General features: G+C 56.6%; 11 protein-coding genes, 1 tRNA gene and 1 pseudogene. 11 read left to right on the top strand and 2 right to left on the bottom strand.

The genetic code is table 11. From position 1 onward, the window contains the following. Window positions 1-14: 14 nt before the first annotated feature. From GSQ81_RS13705 to GSQ81_RS13685, 5 genes and pseudogenes are all read left to right on the top strand, one after another. Window positions 15-677 carry an RraA family protein gene (locus GSQ81_RS13705; protein WP_216846439.1) on the top strand — a complete coding sequence of 221 codons (663 nt, stop codon included), beginning with the start codon at window positions 15-17 and terminating at the stop codon, window positions 675-677. Next, on the top strand, window positions 677-1,510 hold the full coding sequence (locus tag GSQ81_RS13700) for an SDR family NAD(P)-dependent oxidoreductase (protein WP_254060183.1): 834 nt from the start codon (window positions 677-679) through the stop codon (window positions 1,508-1,510). The genes GSQ81_RS13705 and GSQ81_RS13700 overlap by 1 nt, the downstream gene beginning before the upstream one ends. Before the next feature lie 21 nt (window positions 1,511-1,531). Continuing rightward, window positions 1,532-3,316 (top strand): sodium:solute symporter family protein, encoded by a 1,785-nt coding sequence (locus GSQ81_RS13695; RefSeq protein ID WP_371715335.1) that lies wholly within the window; start codon window positions 1,532-1,534, stop codon window positions 3,314-3,316. Between the two features lie 130 nt (window positions 3,317-3,446). Then, complete coding sequence (locus tag GSQ81_RS13690) at window positions 3,447-5,471, top strand: beta-galactosidase (protein ID WP_158911261.1); 2,025 nt, start codon at window positions 3,447-3,449, stop codon at window positions 5,469-5,471. 291 nt (window positions 5,472-5,762) lie between these two features. Then, window positions 5,763-6,137: pseudogene (locus GSQ81_RS13685) on the top strand (galactose-1-epimerase); the annotation flags it as partial. A gap of 240 nt (window positions 6,138-6,377) precedes the next feature. Here the strand turns inward: GSQ81_RS13685 and GSQ81_RS13680 are convergent. Further along, a tRNA-Phe gene (locus tag GSQ81_RS13680) sits at window positions 6,378-6,452 on the bottom strand. Window positions 6,453-6,657: 205 nt separating this feature from the next. Here GSQ81_RS13680 and GSQ81_RS13675 point away from each other — a divergent pair. Continuing rightward, entirely contained in the window at window positions 6,658-8,292 is a 1,635-nt protein-coding gene (locus tag GSQ81_RS13675; RefSeq protein ID WP_158911259.1) for an adenosine deaminase, read from the top strand. A 142-nt stretch (window positions 8,293-8,434) separates the two neighbouring features. On the opposite strand, the gene GSQ81_RS13670 is transcribed toward GSQ81_RS13675, so the two are convergent. Continuing rightward, the gene (locus tag GSQ81_RS13670) at window positions 8,435-10,807 is read right to left on the bottom strand and encodes a TIM-barrel domain-containing protein (protein WP_158911258.1); all 2,373 of its coding nucleotides are present in this window, start codon (window positions 10,805-10,807) and stop codon (window positions 8,435-8,437) included. A gap of 247 nt (window positions 10,808-11,054) precedes the next feature. On the opposite strand from GSQ81_RS13670, the gene GSQ81_RS13665 reads away from it, so the two are divergent. From GSQ81_RS13665 to GSQ81_RS13645, 5 genes are all read left to right on the top strand, one after another. Beyond that, window positions 11,055-11,963 (top strand): alpha/beta hydrolase, encoded by a 909-nt coding sequence (locus tag GSQ81_RS13665; protein ID WP_158911257.1) that lies wholly within the window; start codon window positions 11,055-11,057, stop codon window positions 11,961-11,963. 33 nt (window positions 11,964-11,996) lie between these two features. Beyond that, window positions 11,997-12,290 (top strand): hypothetical protein, encoded by a 294-nt coding sequence (locus GSQ81_RS13660; RefSeq protein WP_158911256.1) that lies wholly within the window; start codon window positions 11,997-11,999, stop codon window positions 12,288-12,290. 3 nt (window positions 12,291-12,293) lie between these two features. Then, window positions 12,294-13,679 carry an aminotransferase class I/II-fold pyridoxal phosphate-dependent enzyme gene (locus GSQ81_RS13655; protein ID WP_158911255.1) on the top strand — a complete coding sequence of 462 codons (1,386 nt, stop codon included), beginning with the start codon at window positions 12,294-12,296 and terminating at the stop codon, window positions 13,677-13,679. Between the two features lie 161 nt (window positions 13,680-13,840). Continuing rightward, window positions 13,841-15,637 (top strand): alpha-glucan family phosphorylase, encoded by a 1,797-nt coding sequence (glgP, locus tag GSQ81_RS13650; RefSeq protein ID WP_158911254.1) that lies wholly within the window; start codon window positions 13,841-13,843, stop codon window positions 15,635-15,637. Between the two features lie 195 nt (window positions 15,638-15,832). Continuing rightward, complete coding sequence (locus GSQ81_RS13645) at window positions 15,833-17,323, top strand: UbiA family prenyltransferase (protein WP_158911253.1); 1,491 nt, start codon at window positions 15,833-15,835, stop codon at window positions 17,321-17,323. Window positions 17,324-17,330 lie beyond the last annotated feature (7 nt).

Below are 17,330 nucleotides of genomic sequence, written 5' to 3'. Positions count from 1 at the left end.
ACAGGAGAAGGATCATGGAATGGAAGGATGACGAAGAGCTTTTCGCCCTTATCAGAGAGCATCTATTTAGCTCCATCATCGGTGATGTGCTGGATCTTGAGGGTAAGAATCACCAATGGCTTCCGGCCCATTGTCGCCCGCTCTTACCCCATATGGTGGTGGTGGGCCGGGCGATGACAGTGCTAGAGGCTGATGTATTTCATTTGCCAACCCCGCCTTTCGGCAAGATGCTGGAAGCACTCGATTCACTGCAGCGCCACGAAGTCTATATTGCTGCCGGCTGCGCTCCGCGATACGCGCTCTGGGGGGAATTGATGTCTATTGCGGCAAAAGGGAGAGGTGCTGCGGGTGCGGTGCTCGCTGGTTATGCAAGAGACATTAATCGGATACGCTCGATCGATTTTCCAACTTTCTGTTATGGAAGCTATGGAAAAGACCAGCGAGGCCGTGGGCAGGTCATTGATTATCGAGTACCGCTCGAGATCGAGGGAGTACGAGTTATGCCCGGAGATATTCTCATGGGCGACGTAGATGGTGTCGTTGTACTGCCACGCGAGATGGAGGAAACGGTTGTGAGCCGAGCGCTCGACCAGGCTCGTAAGGAGAAGACCGCACGTACCATGCTGTTAAACGGAGCACGAGCACACGATGTATTTACAGAAACGGGCGTGTTGTGATGGATTGTGTGTCTCGCGATCTTCGGTTTGAAGGTAAGGTTGCAATCGTTACCGGGGCAGCAAGTGGTATAGGGCGCGCTACTGCAATTGCCTTGGCAAACCGAGGAGCGCGGGTGGCTATCCTGGATCGCAATGTCGAATTGGGGGAGCAACTCGCCGAAGAGTTGAACGCAATGCGGGCAGAGTGTGCACTCTTTGATAAGGTCGATCTAGCCTTTGCGGATGCGGTCGAAAGAGTTGTAAGCGAGATCTCCCAAAAATTAGGAGGAATCGACCTGCTCGCACACTGCGCGGGAGTGCAGAGCTACGGCAGTGCTGTGACCACATCCGTAGACGCATGGGAGCGAACCCTAGCTATCGACCTGGATAGCGCATTCTATATAACCCGCTCGGTGCTTCCGCATATGCAGCGGCGCGGCGGCTCTTCAATCGTGCTCACCGGTTCAACACAATCGCTGGTGGCCCATCGTAATTCCGCCGCATATGTTACCGGCAAGCACGCTATTGTGGGGTTGATGCGCTCGATCGCACTGGACTTCGCTCGGGCCGGGGTGCGTGCGAACTGCGTCCTTCCGGGAGCAATCGACACGCCGATGATTCGTTGGGGTGCAAGCCGCGAGCCCGACCCGCAAAAAGTCCTCGATGCATGTCATTCACTTGCATTGCTTGGGCGGATGGGCACAGCAGAAGAAGTCGCGAACGTGATCGTGTTTCTGCTCAGCGACATGGCTTCCTATGTCACCGGAGCCTCGATTGTAGTAGACGGTGGCCAACTCGTACCTTGCGGCGGAACAGCGTTTCAGCTCACCGGAACAGGTGGAGACTTTGAATAACTGCGCAAGCAAGGAGCAGGTTTGAGCCGCCTCATTCATCTAAGTTGGATCGACTGCCTGGTCATGGCAGTGTACTTCACCCTTACGGTAGCGATAGGCTTTATCGTCAAGCGCCGGGTGCATACGTCCAATGACTACTTCATGGCTGGACGCGCAATGCCAACCTGGATCGCAGCCATCGCATTTATCTCCGCCAATCTCGGCGCTCAGGAGGTGATCGGCATGGGCGCCTCGGGTGCGAAGTATGGTCTCGCCACCTGTCATTTTTACTGGCTCGCCGTGCCTGCGATGGTCTTCGCGGGACTCTACATGATGCCGTTCTACTACGGCTCACGCGCGCGTTCTGTGCCGGAATATCTTCGCCTGCGTTTCGATGAGAAGACTCGAGCCCTGAATGCAATCACCTTCGCGATTATGACCATTTTTTCGTCGGGCGTCTCCATGTACGCTATGGGCAAGTTGTTCTATCTGCTTCTCGGCTGGAACTTCAACATCAGTGTGCTGGTTGCGGCTGTAATCGTTCTGAGCTATGTCTCCCTTGGCGGATTGACGAGTGCGATCTACAACGAGGTGTTGCAGTTCTTTCTCATTGTGATCGGTCTTGCGCCTCTCACCTGGATGGGACTACGTTCCGTCGGCGGGTGGGCAGGGCTGAAGCAAAGGCTGGCTGTAGTTTCGGCGGCTCACGGCTACGCTCCCGGAGCATACGCGCACGCATGGCGTTACCTCGGTACTGCGCACCAGAACCCGATCGGGGTGGAGTGGATCGGACTCGGTATGGGACTCGGCTTCGTGCTGTCGTTCGGGTACTGGTGTACAGACTTCCTCGTCGTGCAACGTGCCATGTCGGCCAAGTCGCAGGAGCGCGCGCGGCTAGTACCACTGGTCGCCTCAATCCCGAAGATGCTCTTTCCATTGCTGGTCATTCTGCCAGGCATGATCGCTGTGGTTGCTCCAGTGGTACTTTCGCATGGATCCGCCCGTCAGATTTCGGCTGCTGCAGGCTCTTCGACTGGCATCCTTCCGGTGAAGCTGTCGACCGCCGGCACCGTGGAGCATGATGCGCAGGGACATGTGATCCTCGACTACGATCTCGCGACTCCGATGATGCTGATCCACTACTATCCGGAAGGACTGCTCGGGCTTGGACTCACAGCGCTTCTGGCATCGTTTATGTCCGGAATGGCGGGCAACGTCACGGCATTCAACACCGTTTGGACCTACGATCTATATCAGGCCTACCTCAAGCCGACGGCCAGCGATGCGCACTATGTGATGATTGGGCGTGTCACCACGGCCGTAGGTATCGCGCTCTCAATAGGTGCCGCTTATCTTGCCGCATCGTTCAACAACATCATGGATTTGCTGCAACTTGTCTTCGCTTTCGTGAACGCGCCGCTATTTGCAACTTTTGCGCTGGGGATGTTCTGGAAGCGAACGACCGGGCATGGCGCCTTCATTGGTTTGCTTTCGGGTATGGGCGCAGCCTGCGTTCACCACGGCATCAGCCTGCCACAAGGAAGCCTGCCAGGAATTCATGGTGGCTTCTTCGGGATTCACATTATCTACGCAAGCGATCTTGCACAGGCATTTTGGACGGCAATCGTTGCGTTTATCACATGTGTTGTCGTCACGATTGTTGTCAGCCTGCTGACGACGCCCAGGGACGAACCAGCTCTGGCAGGTCTGGTGTATTCCCTTACTCCGCGGCTGCAGGTTCGTAGCCTGGGATGGTATCGTCAGCCCGAGGCTCTCGCTGGCGGCGTCCTTCTCGCGGTGCTTGCGCTCAACCTCTGGTTCTTCTGATGATGCACATCAACAAGGACGAGAGCCCGGACAGGAAAGTTCGCCGCGTGCCGCGGCGAATACCGTTTGTCGCTTGAGCAGGTTGTATTGCACTACGAACGAACGTTTTGATTGAAAGCGAAGGCTTCAGATGATCACACGTAGAAAAGTAATTGCTTATGGGCTGGTGGCTCCGATTATTCCTGCTTGCAGGGGTTTTGGTCTCGTCGCATTGCGAAACAAGCCTATGGTGCAAGAAGAAGACCTGGAGCAGGAGCCTTCGAGGGGCCTCCCTCTCCATACGTTTGGATTTAAAGATGGGCAGTTTATGCTCGATAAGAAGCCGTTTGTGATGACAGCAGGGGAACTGCATCCAGCACGCATTCCGGTTGAGTATTGGGAGCATCGGATACAGATGGTGAAGGCAATGGGCTTCAATACGGTCTCAGCCTATTTGTTCTGGAACTATTTTGAGACAAAGCAGGGCGAGTTTGACTTTGTTACAGAGAACCGCAACCTGGAGGGATTCATCCAACTCTGCCACAAGCATGGGATGTGGATCTATCTGCGACCCGGGCCTTATGTGAATGCCTTCTGGGATCTGGGTGGTATTCCGGCCTACCTCTTGCAATACGACGATATCAAGCTGAGGAACAGCAGCGATGTTCGATACATGGCGTCTGTGGAAAGCTATATCTCTAAGCTTTCGTCCATCATCAAGCCACACTTGGTGCACAACGGCGGTCCGATCTTGATGGTTCAGGTAGAAAACGAGTATGGCTCCTTTCATGGACAAGGCATAAACGTAGATCGGGGAGACTACAGTATTGACCCGCGTCATGTTGAGGATCTGCGGCAGTTGTGGGTGAAACATGGCCTGACAAGCGTATTTTCGACGAACAATGGAGAGTCTCAATTGGCGGATCATCCATCGTGTGGCCTCCCTGAACAGCCGATCGGGTTCGACCCGTTGGAGGTAGGCGATCTGTTGGCGTTGCGTGCAAAGTATCCGTCGGTGCCTGTGTTCAGCTCTGAGACCTATTCGGGGTGGGACGCGTTGGCAGGGGGCAAGTTGAAGGATGCAATGGAGAACGCCGGTCAGATTGCCGGTGTAATCGATGCGTATCTTAGCCGTGGAGTCTCGTTCTCTATGTATGTTGCGCATGGAGGGAGCAACTTCGGGCCGGGTGGCAGCACTGATGCAGGGAATTTTAGGTTTCAACCTATCGGAGCATCGTATGACTATCTGGCTCCGATTAATGAGCAAGGAAGAGTGAGAGATACGTTTTATGCGATCCGAGATGTGGTGGGCAGGGCGAACGGGAAAGAACTGCCCATAATCCCTGTTCAGCCGTTGAGAATAGAGCTTCCCGCATCTCAGGTTAAGGTTAGGCCCTTTGCATCTATTTGGGATGGAAACCTTCCAAGGGCAGTCGTAACAAATTCGATACCGCTGCCGTGTGAACACAAAGACGTGGGACGGTTTCATGGTTGTGGCGTTCTCTACCGAACCACAGTCAGATCGACGGGAACAGCTAAGAACATTCTTGTGATTGACCGGGTTGCCGATATTGCCACGGTCTTTGTGAACGGGCAGTACCGAGGGAGTATCGATCATTCTGCTTTCAATAAAGAGAGCTCGGTCGCCAGAAGCCTTGATCTCATGGTTTTGCCAAGTGGAGAGTGCGTGTTGGATATATTCGTCTACACGTTCGGCCATAGTTCATGGAAGAGCATGTTAGATGATCGAAAAGGAATTATTGGTTCTGTCACGCTGAACAATACGAGTCTCGATACGTGGGATATATACCCATTGCCGATGGATTCTGAATATCTATCTTCATTGAAAACTCTGACGACGAATGCAAACGCAAAACCCGGTAAGGAGCCGAGGATGTTTTTTGAGTTTACTTTTGAAATCGAGCAGAGAGGAGAGACTTATATTGATGTCTCTCAATGGACGATTGGTGCTGCATGGATAAATGGGAGACGACTGGGAAATTACTACTGCAGCGCTGAGAAAGGGGCACGTATTGGCCCTCAGTTCGCTTTGAACTGTCCGGGGGTATGGCTAAGAAGAGGAGTAAATCGCGGAGTTATCTTTGATTTATTTGCGACACAAGCTAGGGATATTTCTCTACTCAAATTAGACAATGTTTATGACTGGAAAGGCTGAGAATGCTACTTGAATGAGATCACCAGCCAATGATTCTCGCTCTTTACTATGGGTAGTGCACTATCAAATTTTCTAATTGAGTTGTCGCGATGAGCGCGGGTTCGAAAAATATCGTTATGCTTGGAGTCCAGAATGGATAGTCAAATTGTCGTTGAAACACTCAGTGCAGCTTTCATCACGACAAGAGCAGGTCTCTTAAGAGGCGGAGAAGTACTATTCTATGCGGATTCGAGACCCTCCCTTTCCGCTGCGTAGAATGGCAGAAAACTCCTTCCTTTCCCGTACGACTTCACCCGAGAGGGTATGATCGGCGAACATACCCCGCAGAACGACGCGCAACTCAAGCGCATCGGCGGCTTCGATCACAACTGGGTTCTGCGTGGCCCGGCAGGCACGCTACGACCCGCCGCACGGTTGTTTGATCTAGCCAGCGGGCGCATTCTCCTGATCCAAACAACGGAGCCCGGCATCCAGTTCAATAGTGGTCAGTATTTCGACGCAACCCTCATCGGTAAGAGCGGAGTGGCCTACGGAAAGTTTGGTGGCCTGGCCCTCGAGGCCCAACATTATCCCGACTCACCTAACCATAAGGACTTCCCGAGCAGCGAACTGCATCCCGGCACGCCTTATCGCAGCACAACCACGTGGACACTAACGGCACAATAATCAATTTTCCAGATTTTTCAATGGTCGTGTATTGGTCGTGCGTTTGCATCCAACTTTTTCATTACTGTAAGTTATTTAGAATGATATAGATCTGGTTGGATAATGATCGACGCCAGCCTTTTTACGGCTAAAATCCTCTGATTCCATATATTGCTGAATATAAATACTTTATCCGAAAATTCTTGACCTTCGGAACAATGGAGATGAGATCGTTAGAGCTTCTAAGTTATTGATTCTAAATGGTGGCCAGAGACGGGATCGAACCGCCGACGCCGGCCTTTTCAGGGCCGCGCTCTACCACTGAGCTATCTGGCCTTGGCATCTAACGCCTCTATCGGGGATCGCCAAGAACGCCCGTGCGCAGAATCTACGTCTGTTGCCCCAGCCTTCTCAGGGGAGCATGTCGCCAGCAGGGAACTAGTGACGTAAACGCATTTTCAGTATAGCAACCCTTGACCATACCGCCAACTTCCTCCTCGCGCTATCCTTTCTCATCCTGCAATCTTAAGGAAAGCCTTCCATGCTGAGTCGTCTTCAACAACGGTACGTCCTTGTTATCGTCCTCTGCCTTCTCGCTGCCGTTACAGCCCAGGCAACGACTCCAAAATTATCGCGGGCGCGGCAGGGGCAGAGAGCCATTCAAGCCTTCAACGCCGCTAAGAAAAATTCCTTACAACTCCGGGCCTTCCTCGTTCAAATGCCGAAGGGAGCTGATCTCCATATGCATCTGTCCGGTGCAGTTTACGCCGAGACCTTTCTTAAAGATGCCGCTACTGATCTCCTTTGCGTAAACCCCGCCCCTCTTAGCCTCACAAAAAATATAGGCACAACCCGCAGTCTGCCCCCACAGCCCGTCTGTGCCAAGGGCGACGTCCGCGCTGATAACGTTTTTACCAATCAACACCTCTATGACGCGCTGATCGACTCTTTCTCGATGCGCAGCTTCGTCCCCAGCGCAGGCAGCAGTGGCCACGATCAGTTCTTCAATACCTTCGATCGCTTCGGCAACATCAGCGACTCGCACTATGGCGAATGGCTCGACGAAGTGACCACCCGCGCTGCCACCCAAAACGAACAGTACCTCGAAATTATGAGCACGCCCGCCTTCGGCGATGTAGCCAAGCTCAGCGCAACGATCCCTTGGCCAACGACGCCTGTCGATCCCGCCGACAGCCGAACCGGTGATGCCACCGGAACCACGCCCTCCGACCTCGCTCATCTCCGCGCCGCTCTTCTCGCGGGCGGCCTCCGCGACGAAGTTGCGATTGATCGCAAACAGCTCAGTGACGCTTTCGAATCTCGTAATCGCATAGAGCACTGCGGTCAGCCCAACGCCACCCGCGCCTGCTCCGTCAAAATCCGCTTCCTCTATCAAGTCCTCCGCGCCTTCCCTCCGCAACAGGTCTTCGCACAAACACTGCTTGGCTTCGAACTCGCATCACAAGATCCCGACGTCGTCGGCATCAACTTCGTCCAGCCCGAAGACGCCTTCTACTCCATGTCCGAATACCATCGCCAGATGCGGATGCTCGACTATCTCCACAGCGTTTATCCGACGGTCCACATCACCCTCCACGCCGGAGAACTCGCGCCCGGGCTCGTCCCACCCGCCGGCCTCCGCTTCCATATCCGCGAAGCCATCGAGCTTGGTCACGCCGAACGCATCGGCCACGGCGTCGACATCATGTACGAAGAACATCCCCAGGCGCTTTTAAAAGAGATGGCGACCCATCACATCATGGTCGAAATCAACCTCACCTCGAACGATGTCATCCTCGGCATCGACCCCGCTCACCATCCATTACCGATCTACCGCGCCGCGCACGTCCCTGTCGCTCTCTCCACCGACGATGAAGGCGTCTCCCGCATCGACCTCACCAACGAGTACGTTCGCGCGGCCCGCGACTTCAATCTCACCTACGCCGATCTAAAGGCCATGGCCCGCACCTCGCTCGAACACAGCTTTCTTCCCGGTCCCAGCCTCTGGCAGCAGCCCGACAACTTCATCCGAGTCAATGCACCCTGCGCCGCGCAGCCTCTCGGAGCAGACAAGCCAACCACCAAATGCGCAGCATTTCTCCAAGTCAGCGAAAAGGCAACCGAGCAATGGCAACTCGAGCACCGCTACGAAGTTTTCGAGTCCACGCTGCGTTAGAACAAAGCTGAGAAGTTCGCATCCCAAGTTTTGTCAGCCCACATGAAGCTGGCGACCACAAGCCTTGTCATCCTTCGCCGCAGGCGGAGGATCTGCTTTTCATCAGGCAGCCAGTTCTGTTTGTAACAATTAATTACAGCATCTATCTCTTCACCACAACCTCAGCCCCCGAATAGCGAACCGTCTTATCCGGCCGCGAAACGAGTGCCTCTCCCGCGCCCTGCTCGCTCCCAACCCAGACAATATTAAAGGTCCGCTCCTTCGGCATCCCCGGATACTCTCCCTCGCGCGCTCCAATCGTCAGCGTCTTCGCCGTCTCGTCCCAACGAATCGGAACCACGCTATGCAGCCCCTTCTTGTAGTCGTAGTTATTCCCCTCATCGTTGTAGAGGTTGAAGCTCCCATCCGCGCCCGTGTACACGCGCAGCTCAATTGGCCCATCAGGATTTTCATCGGCATACTCAATCTCCGGTCCCATCGGCACAATCGATCCCGCTCGCACATACAACGGGATATGATCCAGCGGAGCCTCGGCCTCAATCCATCCTCGTCCGGCAACGGCATCGCCCGTCCAGAAGTCATACCAGACCGGCGAAGCAGGCAGATACACATCTCTCCGCGTAGCTCCCTCTCTCATCACAGGATTCACCATCAGCGCGGGCCCAAACATAAACTGGTCGCCGATGTCCCACGTCTTCTCATCCCCGCGCCAATCCATCACCAGCGGTCTTTGAATGGTGTAATCCTCATTCGTCACCCGCCACGCCAGCGAGTAGATATAAGGCATCAGCCGATACCGCAACTTGTCATACTTCAGCAGAATCGGCTCGACCTGGTCATACGTCCACATCTCGTTATGGTCGCGATGCCCATGCGTGCGAAATACCGGACAGAACGCGCCAAACTCAAACCATCGCGCATAAAGTTTCTGATACTCGGGATCATTCGCAGGCCTATCAAACGGCTGAAAGTACCCGCCGATATCGGTTGTCCAATAAGGGTTCCCCGACAGCGCAAAGTTCAGCCCAGCCGGCACCTGCCGCTGCAGATTCATATAGGTGCTGTAGATATCGCCCGACCACGTCGTCGCGCCATTCCGCTGCTGTCCCAGAAACGCCGAGCGCGTCAGCAGGAATACGCGCTTCTGATCGTTCGTCTCCTTCCAGTGCTCCTGAACTCCCCCCGTATGCACCAGCGGAAAGATATTCGTATACCGCGCTCCGCTGCCAATCGACAGATGTTTGTTCTGCAAAATCGCATCGCCCACATGCGGCCACGACTCCTCCGGCTCCGCGCTGTCCAGCCAGAACGCATCCCAGCCCATGTCGAACAACTTGCCCGCAAGGTTGTTCCAGTAAAAGTCCCGCGCCGCAGGATTGGTCGCGTCGTAAACATGCGCGTTATAAATATCGAAGTGCTTCGCTGAAATCTTCTTGAAGTTCTCCGAATCCGGATCGAACAATCCCCACACTGAAAGCATGGCATGAACATGTTCATCATGCAGCGTCTTCAACTCGCCGCGCACATCGGGAAAATTCTTATTGAAGACCGGATCGCCCTCCTTCTGCCACCAGAACCAGTCCTGCACAATCCCGTCGATAGGAATATGCTCCGCGCGATATCGCTTCGCTACATCCAGAACCTCCTGCTGCGAAACATAGCGGTCCTTCGACTGAAAAAATCCATAAGCCCACTTCGGAAACAGCGGTGTATGCCCCGTCAAATTGCGGTACTGATGCATTACCTCATCCAGCTCCGGCCCATAGATCAGGTAGTAATCCACTGCGTCACCCGCCATCGTCCTGAACGAAAGCTCGGTAGGGAAGCGGTTGTCCACATAGGTCAACGAAGCCGTATTCCACATCACGGCATAGCCCTTGCTCGAAACCAGCAGTGGAATCGCTACATCGGTATTGTTCTGGCCCAGCTCAATCGTTGCCCCGCGATAGTTGAACATTCCGTTCTGGTGCTGGCCCAGACCATACAACCCTTCCACCTTGTCCGGAGAAAAACGGTCCGTCACGTGGTAAGTCGTCTCGCCGTTCACCTCGGCCTTTTCGTAGGTGCGCGGTTCGTTGCTGCTCTCCCGCAATAGCGATTTACCTTGTAGATCGCGATAGGCAAGGTTGCCGTTCTTCAGCGAAAACTCCACCTTCAGCGCGGCAGTCGTCAAGATCGCTTCTCTATCATCCTGCGCAAAATGAAAGCTTGCCCCCGGACACGACTTGCTCTCCTCCAGCATCCACGGCTGCACCGGCGAACTCGCTGTCGGATCGCCCGGCCCAGCCACCACATGAATCACGTCATCGCCACACACCGTGACGTGCAGACTCTCGTCGCCAATCTTTGCCGCAAAGCCATGTGCCGTCTGCTCCACCGAAATCGCAGGCAAGCCATGGTTGCCCGGATTGAATTGTGCAAAGGCAGTCGAAAGGGAAGCGCCACCAGCCAAAATTCCAGCGAGCAAGAGATACCGGCCAGCCCGGTTCCTATGGTTTATAGATGAGCAAGTCATTGAAAGCATCGTTCTCCTCAAATGCAACGCGCCATCCATTATGTACGACACCGCCCTCGTCGCACCTGGTATCACCTATTACCACCTATTTAATTAACCTTGTCATCCTTCGCGAAGCGGAGGACCTGCTTCTGCCTCTCCTCTCTCCCTCCACAAACCTGTCATCCTGAGCAAAGGCGCAGCCGAGGTCGAAGCACCCGTGGCTGTTTTGTCGTCGCCTGCCCCGCAAAGGCAGTACCATGTTTCCGTGCGCACATCCCTCATCCTCACCCTCGCTCTACTCGCTGCCACGCCCATCGCCTTCGCGCAAAAAGTAACCCTTCCCCTCTGGCCAAACGGCGCGCCAGAAACCACGCAGATCAGCGGCCCCGAGACCGATATCACCAAGCCCACCGACGCGCTCGTAGCCGGAAAGAAGCTGATGCATCTCACCAACATCAGCAAGCCGAGCCTCGCCGTCTATCCGCCCGCCACAGCGAACACCGGTGCAGCAGTCCTCGTCTTTCCCGGCGGAGGCTACCGCATCCTCGCCTACGACCTCGAAGGCACCGAGGTCTGCACCTGGCTCAACTCCATCGGCGTAACCTGCGTTCTGGTCAAGTATCGCGTCCCCTTCGCCAACCATTATCCCGAGAACACGGCCGATCTCGAAGACGCGCAGCAGGCCATGCGCATCACCCGCGCCCACGCCGCCGAGTGGCACATCGACCCCAACCGCATCGGCGTCCTCGGCTTCTCCGCCGGTGCGCATCTCGCCGCCGTCCTCAGCAACCATGCCGACTACAAGCGTCCCGGCGAACCTGCGAACGAGCCCAGCGCCCGCCCCGACTTCGCCCTCATCATCTACCCCGGCTACCTCTCCGACGCGCCCGCCCTCAACAAGCTCTCCCGCGGCATCGATCCCACCTCGAACACTCCCCCCACCTTCCTGCTCCAGGCCGAAGACGATCCCGTCCACGAAGAAAACTCGCTGATCTACTTCCAGGCATTGAAGGAGGCAAAGGTCCCAGCCGAACTGCATATCTTCGCCCAGGGCGGCCACGGCTACGGCCTCCGTCCGACGAATCTTCCCATCACCCACTGGCCCGCGCTGGCTGAAACCTGGTTCCACACCATCCACGTCCTCGGTGGCCCAACTGTATCGCCCAAGCCATAACTCGTCCGCGCTAAACTCACTACGAGAGAGACTATGAAAAAGCTACTGTCCACTGTTCTTCAGTTCGTCATGTTCCTCCTTGTCTACGCCATTGGCTCCTTGTTTCCGCCCTTCCACATCCAGCGCGTCGTCGCCTCGACTCCGACCTATACTCACACTTTTATTCTGGATGGCCTCCTGATCGCATTGGCCCTCTATATAGTCATCGTCCTGGGCGAAACCCTGATGAAGCGCCGCTGCCAGATCACTTGGACCACCATCGCCTTTCTCCTTGCCATGGTCCTCGGCTACGTCATGAAGTTCGGCTTCATCACCCATGAGTTTTAGCCAATGGCGGACGAACCCTTAGGCGACTTCTTCCAGCACCTCGCTGAAGCGCAACGCCGTCTCGATGACTCGTCCGCTCACCTGCCGGCAAGTCCCGCGCCGCCGCTCGACGAAGCTGCCGCCGCCATCCTCAACCAAGTGGCGACCAGGCTCCACGACAACTATCCCTACGCTCACCCGCTCTACGCCGGGCAGATGCTCAAGCCGCCCCACCCCATCGCCCGCGCTGCCTATACGCTGGCCATGGCGGTCAATCCCAACAACCATGCCCTCGACGGTGGCCGCGCCAGCTCTGCGATGGAGATCGAAGCCGTCGCCGCCATCGCAAAGATGTTCGGCTGGCCGCAACATCTCGGCCACCTCACCAGCGGAGGCACCTTCGCCAACCTCGAAGCCCTCTGGATCGCTGGTCAGCTTGCCCCCGGCAAATCCATCGCCGCTTCCGATCAGGCCCACTACACGCACAGTCGCATCTCGGCAGTCCTCGGCCTTCCTTTCGTAAAAATCCCATCCGACAATACTGGCTGCATCGACCTCCACGCCCTTGAGGCCCTCCTCGAAACACAAACCATCGGCACCGTAGTCGTCACCCTCGGCACCACTGCCATCGGCTCTATCGATCCTCTCGACGAAATCCTGAAGCTCCGCGAGCGCCACAACTTCCGCATCCACCTCGACGCCGCCTACGGTGGCTACTTCACGCTCGCCGCGAATCTTTCCACCGAAACCCGAGCCGCCTACGCCGCCATCGCGCAGGCCGATTCCATCGTCATCGACCCACACAAGCACGGCCTCCAGCCCTACGGTTGCGGCTGCATTCTCTTCCGCGACCCCACCGTAGGCCGTTTCTACAAGCACGACTCCCCCTACACCTACTTCTCCTCCAAAGACCTTCACCTGGGCGAGATTTCGTTAGAGTGTTCGCGCGCCGGAGCCTCGGCGGTCGCCCTCTGGGCCACCCAGCAACTCCTCCCCTATATCCCCGGCGGTACCTTCGCGCAAAATCTCGAAGCAAGCCATCAGGCAGCCCTCGAGCTTCACCGCTTTCTCGGCGTGAGCCCTCACTTTGTCACTCCCGCCTTTGCGCCAGCGCTCGATATCGTCTTCTGGACAGCAAAATCGCCCACTCTTGAACTTTCTTCCGCCCTCGCCCAGAAGATCTTCGACGAGGCCGCCCGGCAAGATCTCCACCTTGCACTGGCCACTCTCCCCACCCGCTTCTTTCCTCCGGCGACCTGGCCACAAGCTGAACAATCAGGGAACGTTACCTGTCTCCGCTCGGTCCTGATGAAGCCCGAGCACCTGGCCTGGATCGACGAGATCTGGAAGCGCCTGGTTGCATCGGTAACCGCTGTAGCGACAGTCAATACCACCCCTGTACCAAGATGAATCCTCTTTTCCACGTTGCTTCTTTGGTAAACTAACCGCTATTCGGGGTTACGATTCTTCCATCCCCGGAGGTCGTGTTCTCAACGACTCCGCCGATAGTAAGCGTTAACCTGGCACCCGGTCCCATCCGCCGCCGCTCGGATGAGAAAAGGAAATACCACTTGAGCCTTTCCAACGCGCTCGCTACCGCTTCTCCCGACCTCTCCTCACGCAGCATCGCCTACTTCTCCATGGAGATTGCCCTTTCTCCCTCCCTTCCCACCTACTCCGGTGGTCTGGGCATGTTGGCAGGCGATACCCTTCGCTCCGCGGCAGACACCTGCCGCCCCATGGTTGCCATCTCCCTGGCGCACCGCCGCGGCTACTTCCGCCAGATTCTCGACCCTCAGGGCCAGCAGACCGAAGCTGATGTACCGTGGTCGCCAGAGGCCACACTTCCCAGCGCCAACCAGGTCATCGCTCTGACAATGCAGGGCCGTCAGGTCCTCGTCCGCGCGTGGCGCTTCGATGTCGTCGGCGTTACCGGCCACATCATCCCCGTCTTTCTACTCGACACCGACGTTGAAGGCAACGACGAGTGGGACCGCCATCTCACCGACCATCTCTACGGCGGCGACACCTACTATCGCCTCTGTCAGGAGACCGTTCTTGGCCTTGGCGGCGTTGCCCTGCTCCGCGCGCTGGGTTGTAAACCCACCGTTTATCACATGAACGAGGGCCATGCCGCCCTCCTCAGCATCGGCCTCCTCGAAGAACATCTCGCCGGTAATCCTCTCCGCGAAGCGCAGGAGATCGACCTCGAAGCCGTCCGTCGCCAGTGCGTCTTCACCACGCACACGCCAGTCCCCGCCGGTCACGATCAGTTCGGCCTCGACCAGATGTACCAGGTGCTCGGCCACGACCGCGCCGCGGCCATCGAGCACGCGGGCTGCCTGCACAACGGCCTCATGAACATGACCTACATCGCCCTGCGCTTCTCCCGCTACGTCAACGGGGTCGCCATGCAGCACGGCAAGGTCTCGCAGCTCATGTTCCCCGACTATAAAGTCCACTCCATCACCAACGGGGTACACGCTGCTACCTGGGTCTCCCCCCACTTTCAGGAGCTGCTCGACGCCGAGATCTCCAACTGGCGCACCGATAACCAGTACTTCCGCTCCGTCTACGGCATCGATCCGGCACGTATCTCAGCCTGTCACTTCAAAGGCAAGCAGCGCCTCTTCGACGTTGTGGCCAAGCGTACCGGCCATCACTTTAATCCCTCCGTACTTACTTTGGGATTCGCACGCCGCGTAGCAACCTATAAGAGAGCAAGCCTTTTGCTCGAAGACGCCGCCCGCCTCGTCGCTATCGCCGAAAAGATCGGCGGCCTCCAGATTCTCTACGCAGGCAAAGCCCATCCCGCCGACAACGCCGGTAAGAGCCTCATTCGCGACGTCTATACCGCCGCCGCCCATCTCAACTCGAGCGCCCTCAAGATCCACTATCTCGAAAACTACGACTGGGAGCTGGGCGCGCTGCTCACGCAGGGTGTAGACGTCTGGGTCAATACTCCCCGCCGCCCCTACGAGGCCTCGGGAACCTCCGGCATGAAGGCCGCTCTCAACGGTGTGCCTTCACTCTCCGTTCTCGACGGCTGGTGGATCGAGGGCTGTGCCGAGAACGTCACTGGCTGGGCCATCGAAGACGCCGAAACCGAAGCAGGCGAAGCCACAAGTCTTTACGAAAAGCTCGAAAAGCACATCGCTCCCATGTACGCCAACCCAGCCGCCTGGTCGCGGATGCAGCAGCATTGCATCGCCATCAACGGCAGCTTCTTCAACACCCACCGCATGGTCATGCAGTACTTCCGGAACGCCTACTTCCCCTTTCCTCACCTCGCCGACGCGGCCTCACCTACGCCTCCGGTAAACGAGCCCGCTGTTCAATCTCTTCTTGACGAACCAGCGTTAGCCTAGCGCCTTTCTTTTCAGCTTTTATTCCTCCAATTTCAGCCACGCTAAGGTCATAGGGCGTGGCTGTTCAGTGTTTAGCCTTTTTTGCGAAATGCCGCAATATTTCTCTCCCATGCGCTAAAGCCCGCAGTTTAACGAATTTTGGCATCTAAACTCGTATAAATAAGACTGGTCATCGTAAACTCCTCTATCGAAGGAATGTCTTTGTCTATCTCCGCTCCCGGCACCGCGTCGCTCCCCGCGCTCTGCGTCGATCTTGACGGTACCCTGGTCAAATCGGACACCCTCGTTGACTCGACCCTCGCCCTCGCGCGCCAACATCCTGCCGCACTTCTCCAGCTTCCGCGCTGGCTGGCACAGGGCAAAGCCGCTTTGAAGCGCCATATCACCAGCAATGTAGAGCTGGATGTCGCTCATCTGCCCTACAATCGTGAGCTTCTGCAATATCTGGAGCAGCAAAAGGCCGCCGGACGCTCCATCTATCTCGCCACCGCAGCCGACTCTGCGCTGGCCCACCGCATCGCCGACCACCTCAATCTCTTTACAGGTGTGCTCGCCTCCGACGGCGAGACCAATCTCGCAGGCTCCAACAAGCTAGCCGCGTTCCGGAAGAGCTTTGGCGACGACTTCACTTACATCGGCAACGCTCGTCCCGACCTCACTCTTCTCCAGAATTGCAAAGAGCCAATGGTCGCCAATCCCACGGCAGGCCTGCGCTCGGCACTCCGCGCCAACAAAATTGTTCCCGTCCGCTCCTTCGACGAGCGCGTCACTCCGCTCCGTGCGTGGCCTAAAGCCATCCGCATCCATCAATGGGCAAAGAACACCCTGATCTTTCTGCCGCTTCTGCTCGCCCACGCCTGGGACAAAGCTCTCTTCGCCGCCGCTTTTATCGCCTTTCTCAGCTTTGGCCTCTGCGCGTCTGCTACCTACATTGTCAACGATCTATTGGATTTAGAGGCCGATCGCCAGCATCCCCGCAAACGCCGCCGTCCATTCGCCTCGGGAGACCTGTCGGCGATCAGCGGCGTCTTCGTCATCGCGCTCTTCCTAGCCGCGTCCGTCTGCCTCGCCCTCCTTTTGCCCTACGTGGTGAATCTCATCACGCCTTCGCTCGCGCTCATTCGTCCATACCACTTCCTTGAATGGCTCGGAATCTACGCGGTGACCACGCTGGCCTACTCGCTTCGTCTCAAGCGGGCGGTCATGGTCGATGTCATTGTTCTTTCAGGGCTTTACACGATTCGTATTCTGGCCGGTTCAGCGGCCACAGGAGTAGCGGTCTCGACCTGGCTCGCCAGCTTCAGCATCTTCTTCTTCCTGTCGCTGGCCTTCGTCAAGCGCTATGCCGAGCTCGAAAATCTGCGCGAGCGCGGCGGTGTGACCGCTGGGGGACGTGGCTACCATGTCTCTGATATTGAACAGCTTCGCAGCTTCGGCTCGGCCAGCGGCTACGTCTCGGTTGCTGTTCTCACCCTCTATATCTCTAACCTCAACGCGGTAGAGCTGTATCACCACACCAACCGGCTTTGGCTGCTGGTGCCAGTACTCCTGCTCTGGATAAGTCTTCTCTGGCTGCGTGCCTCGCGCGGCGAACTCGACGAAGATCCTGTCGTCTACGCCATTACCGACCGGCGCAGCCTGCTCCTCGGGCTAGCCGTGGTAGTTGTGGTACTTCTGGCACTGTAACTTTAGA

Origin of the sequence: Granulicella sp. L56 (genome assembly GCF_009765835.1) — a bacterium.
Lineage (GTDB): Bacteria > Acidobacteriota > Terriglobia > Terriglobales > Acidobacteriaceae > Edaphobacter.
The sequence above is the reverse complement of the archived record's forward strand: the minus strand, read 5'-3'. Positions and strand labels throughout refer to the sequence as shown.

What these genes read in the sequence shown, in the direction of transcription:
- GSQ81_RS13705 (WP_216846439.1), top strand. Translation starts at nt 15, where the DNA reads ATGGAATGGAAGGATGACGAAGAGCTTTTCGCCCTTATCAGAGAGCAT.
- GSQ81_RS13690 (WP_158911261.1), top strand. Translation starts at nt 3,447, where the DNA reads ATGATCACACGTAGAAAAGTAATTGCTTATGGGCTGGTGGCTCCGATT.
- GSQ81_RS13675 (WP_158911259.1), top strand. Translation starts at nt 6,658, where the DNA reads ATGCTGAGTCGTCTTCAACAACGGTACGTCCTTGTTATCGTCCTCTGC.
- GSQ81_RS13660 (WP_158911256.1), top strand. Translation starts at nt 11,997, where the DNA reads ATGAAAAAGCTACTGTCCACTGTTCTTCAGTTCGTCATGTTCCTCCTT.
- GSQ81_RS13655 (WP_158911255.1), top strand. Translation starts at nt 12,294, where the DNA reads ATGGCGGACGAACCCTTAGGCGACTTCTTCCAGCACCTCGCTGAAGCG.
- GSQ81_RS13700 (WP_254060183.1), top strand. Translation starts at nt 677, where the DNA reads ATGGATTGTGTGTCTCGCGATCTTCGGTTTGAAGGTAAGGTTGCAATC.
- GSQ81_RS13670 (WP_158911258.1), bottom strand. Translation starts at nt 10,807, where the DNA reads ATGACTTGCTCATCTATAAACCATAGGAACCGGGCTGGCCGGTATCTC.
- GSQ81_RS13645 (WP_158911253.1), top strand. Translation starts at nt 15,833, where the DNA reads ATGTCTTTGTCTATCTCCGCTCCCGGCACCGCGTCGCTCCCCGCGCTC.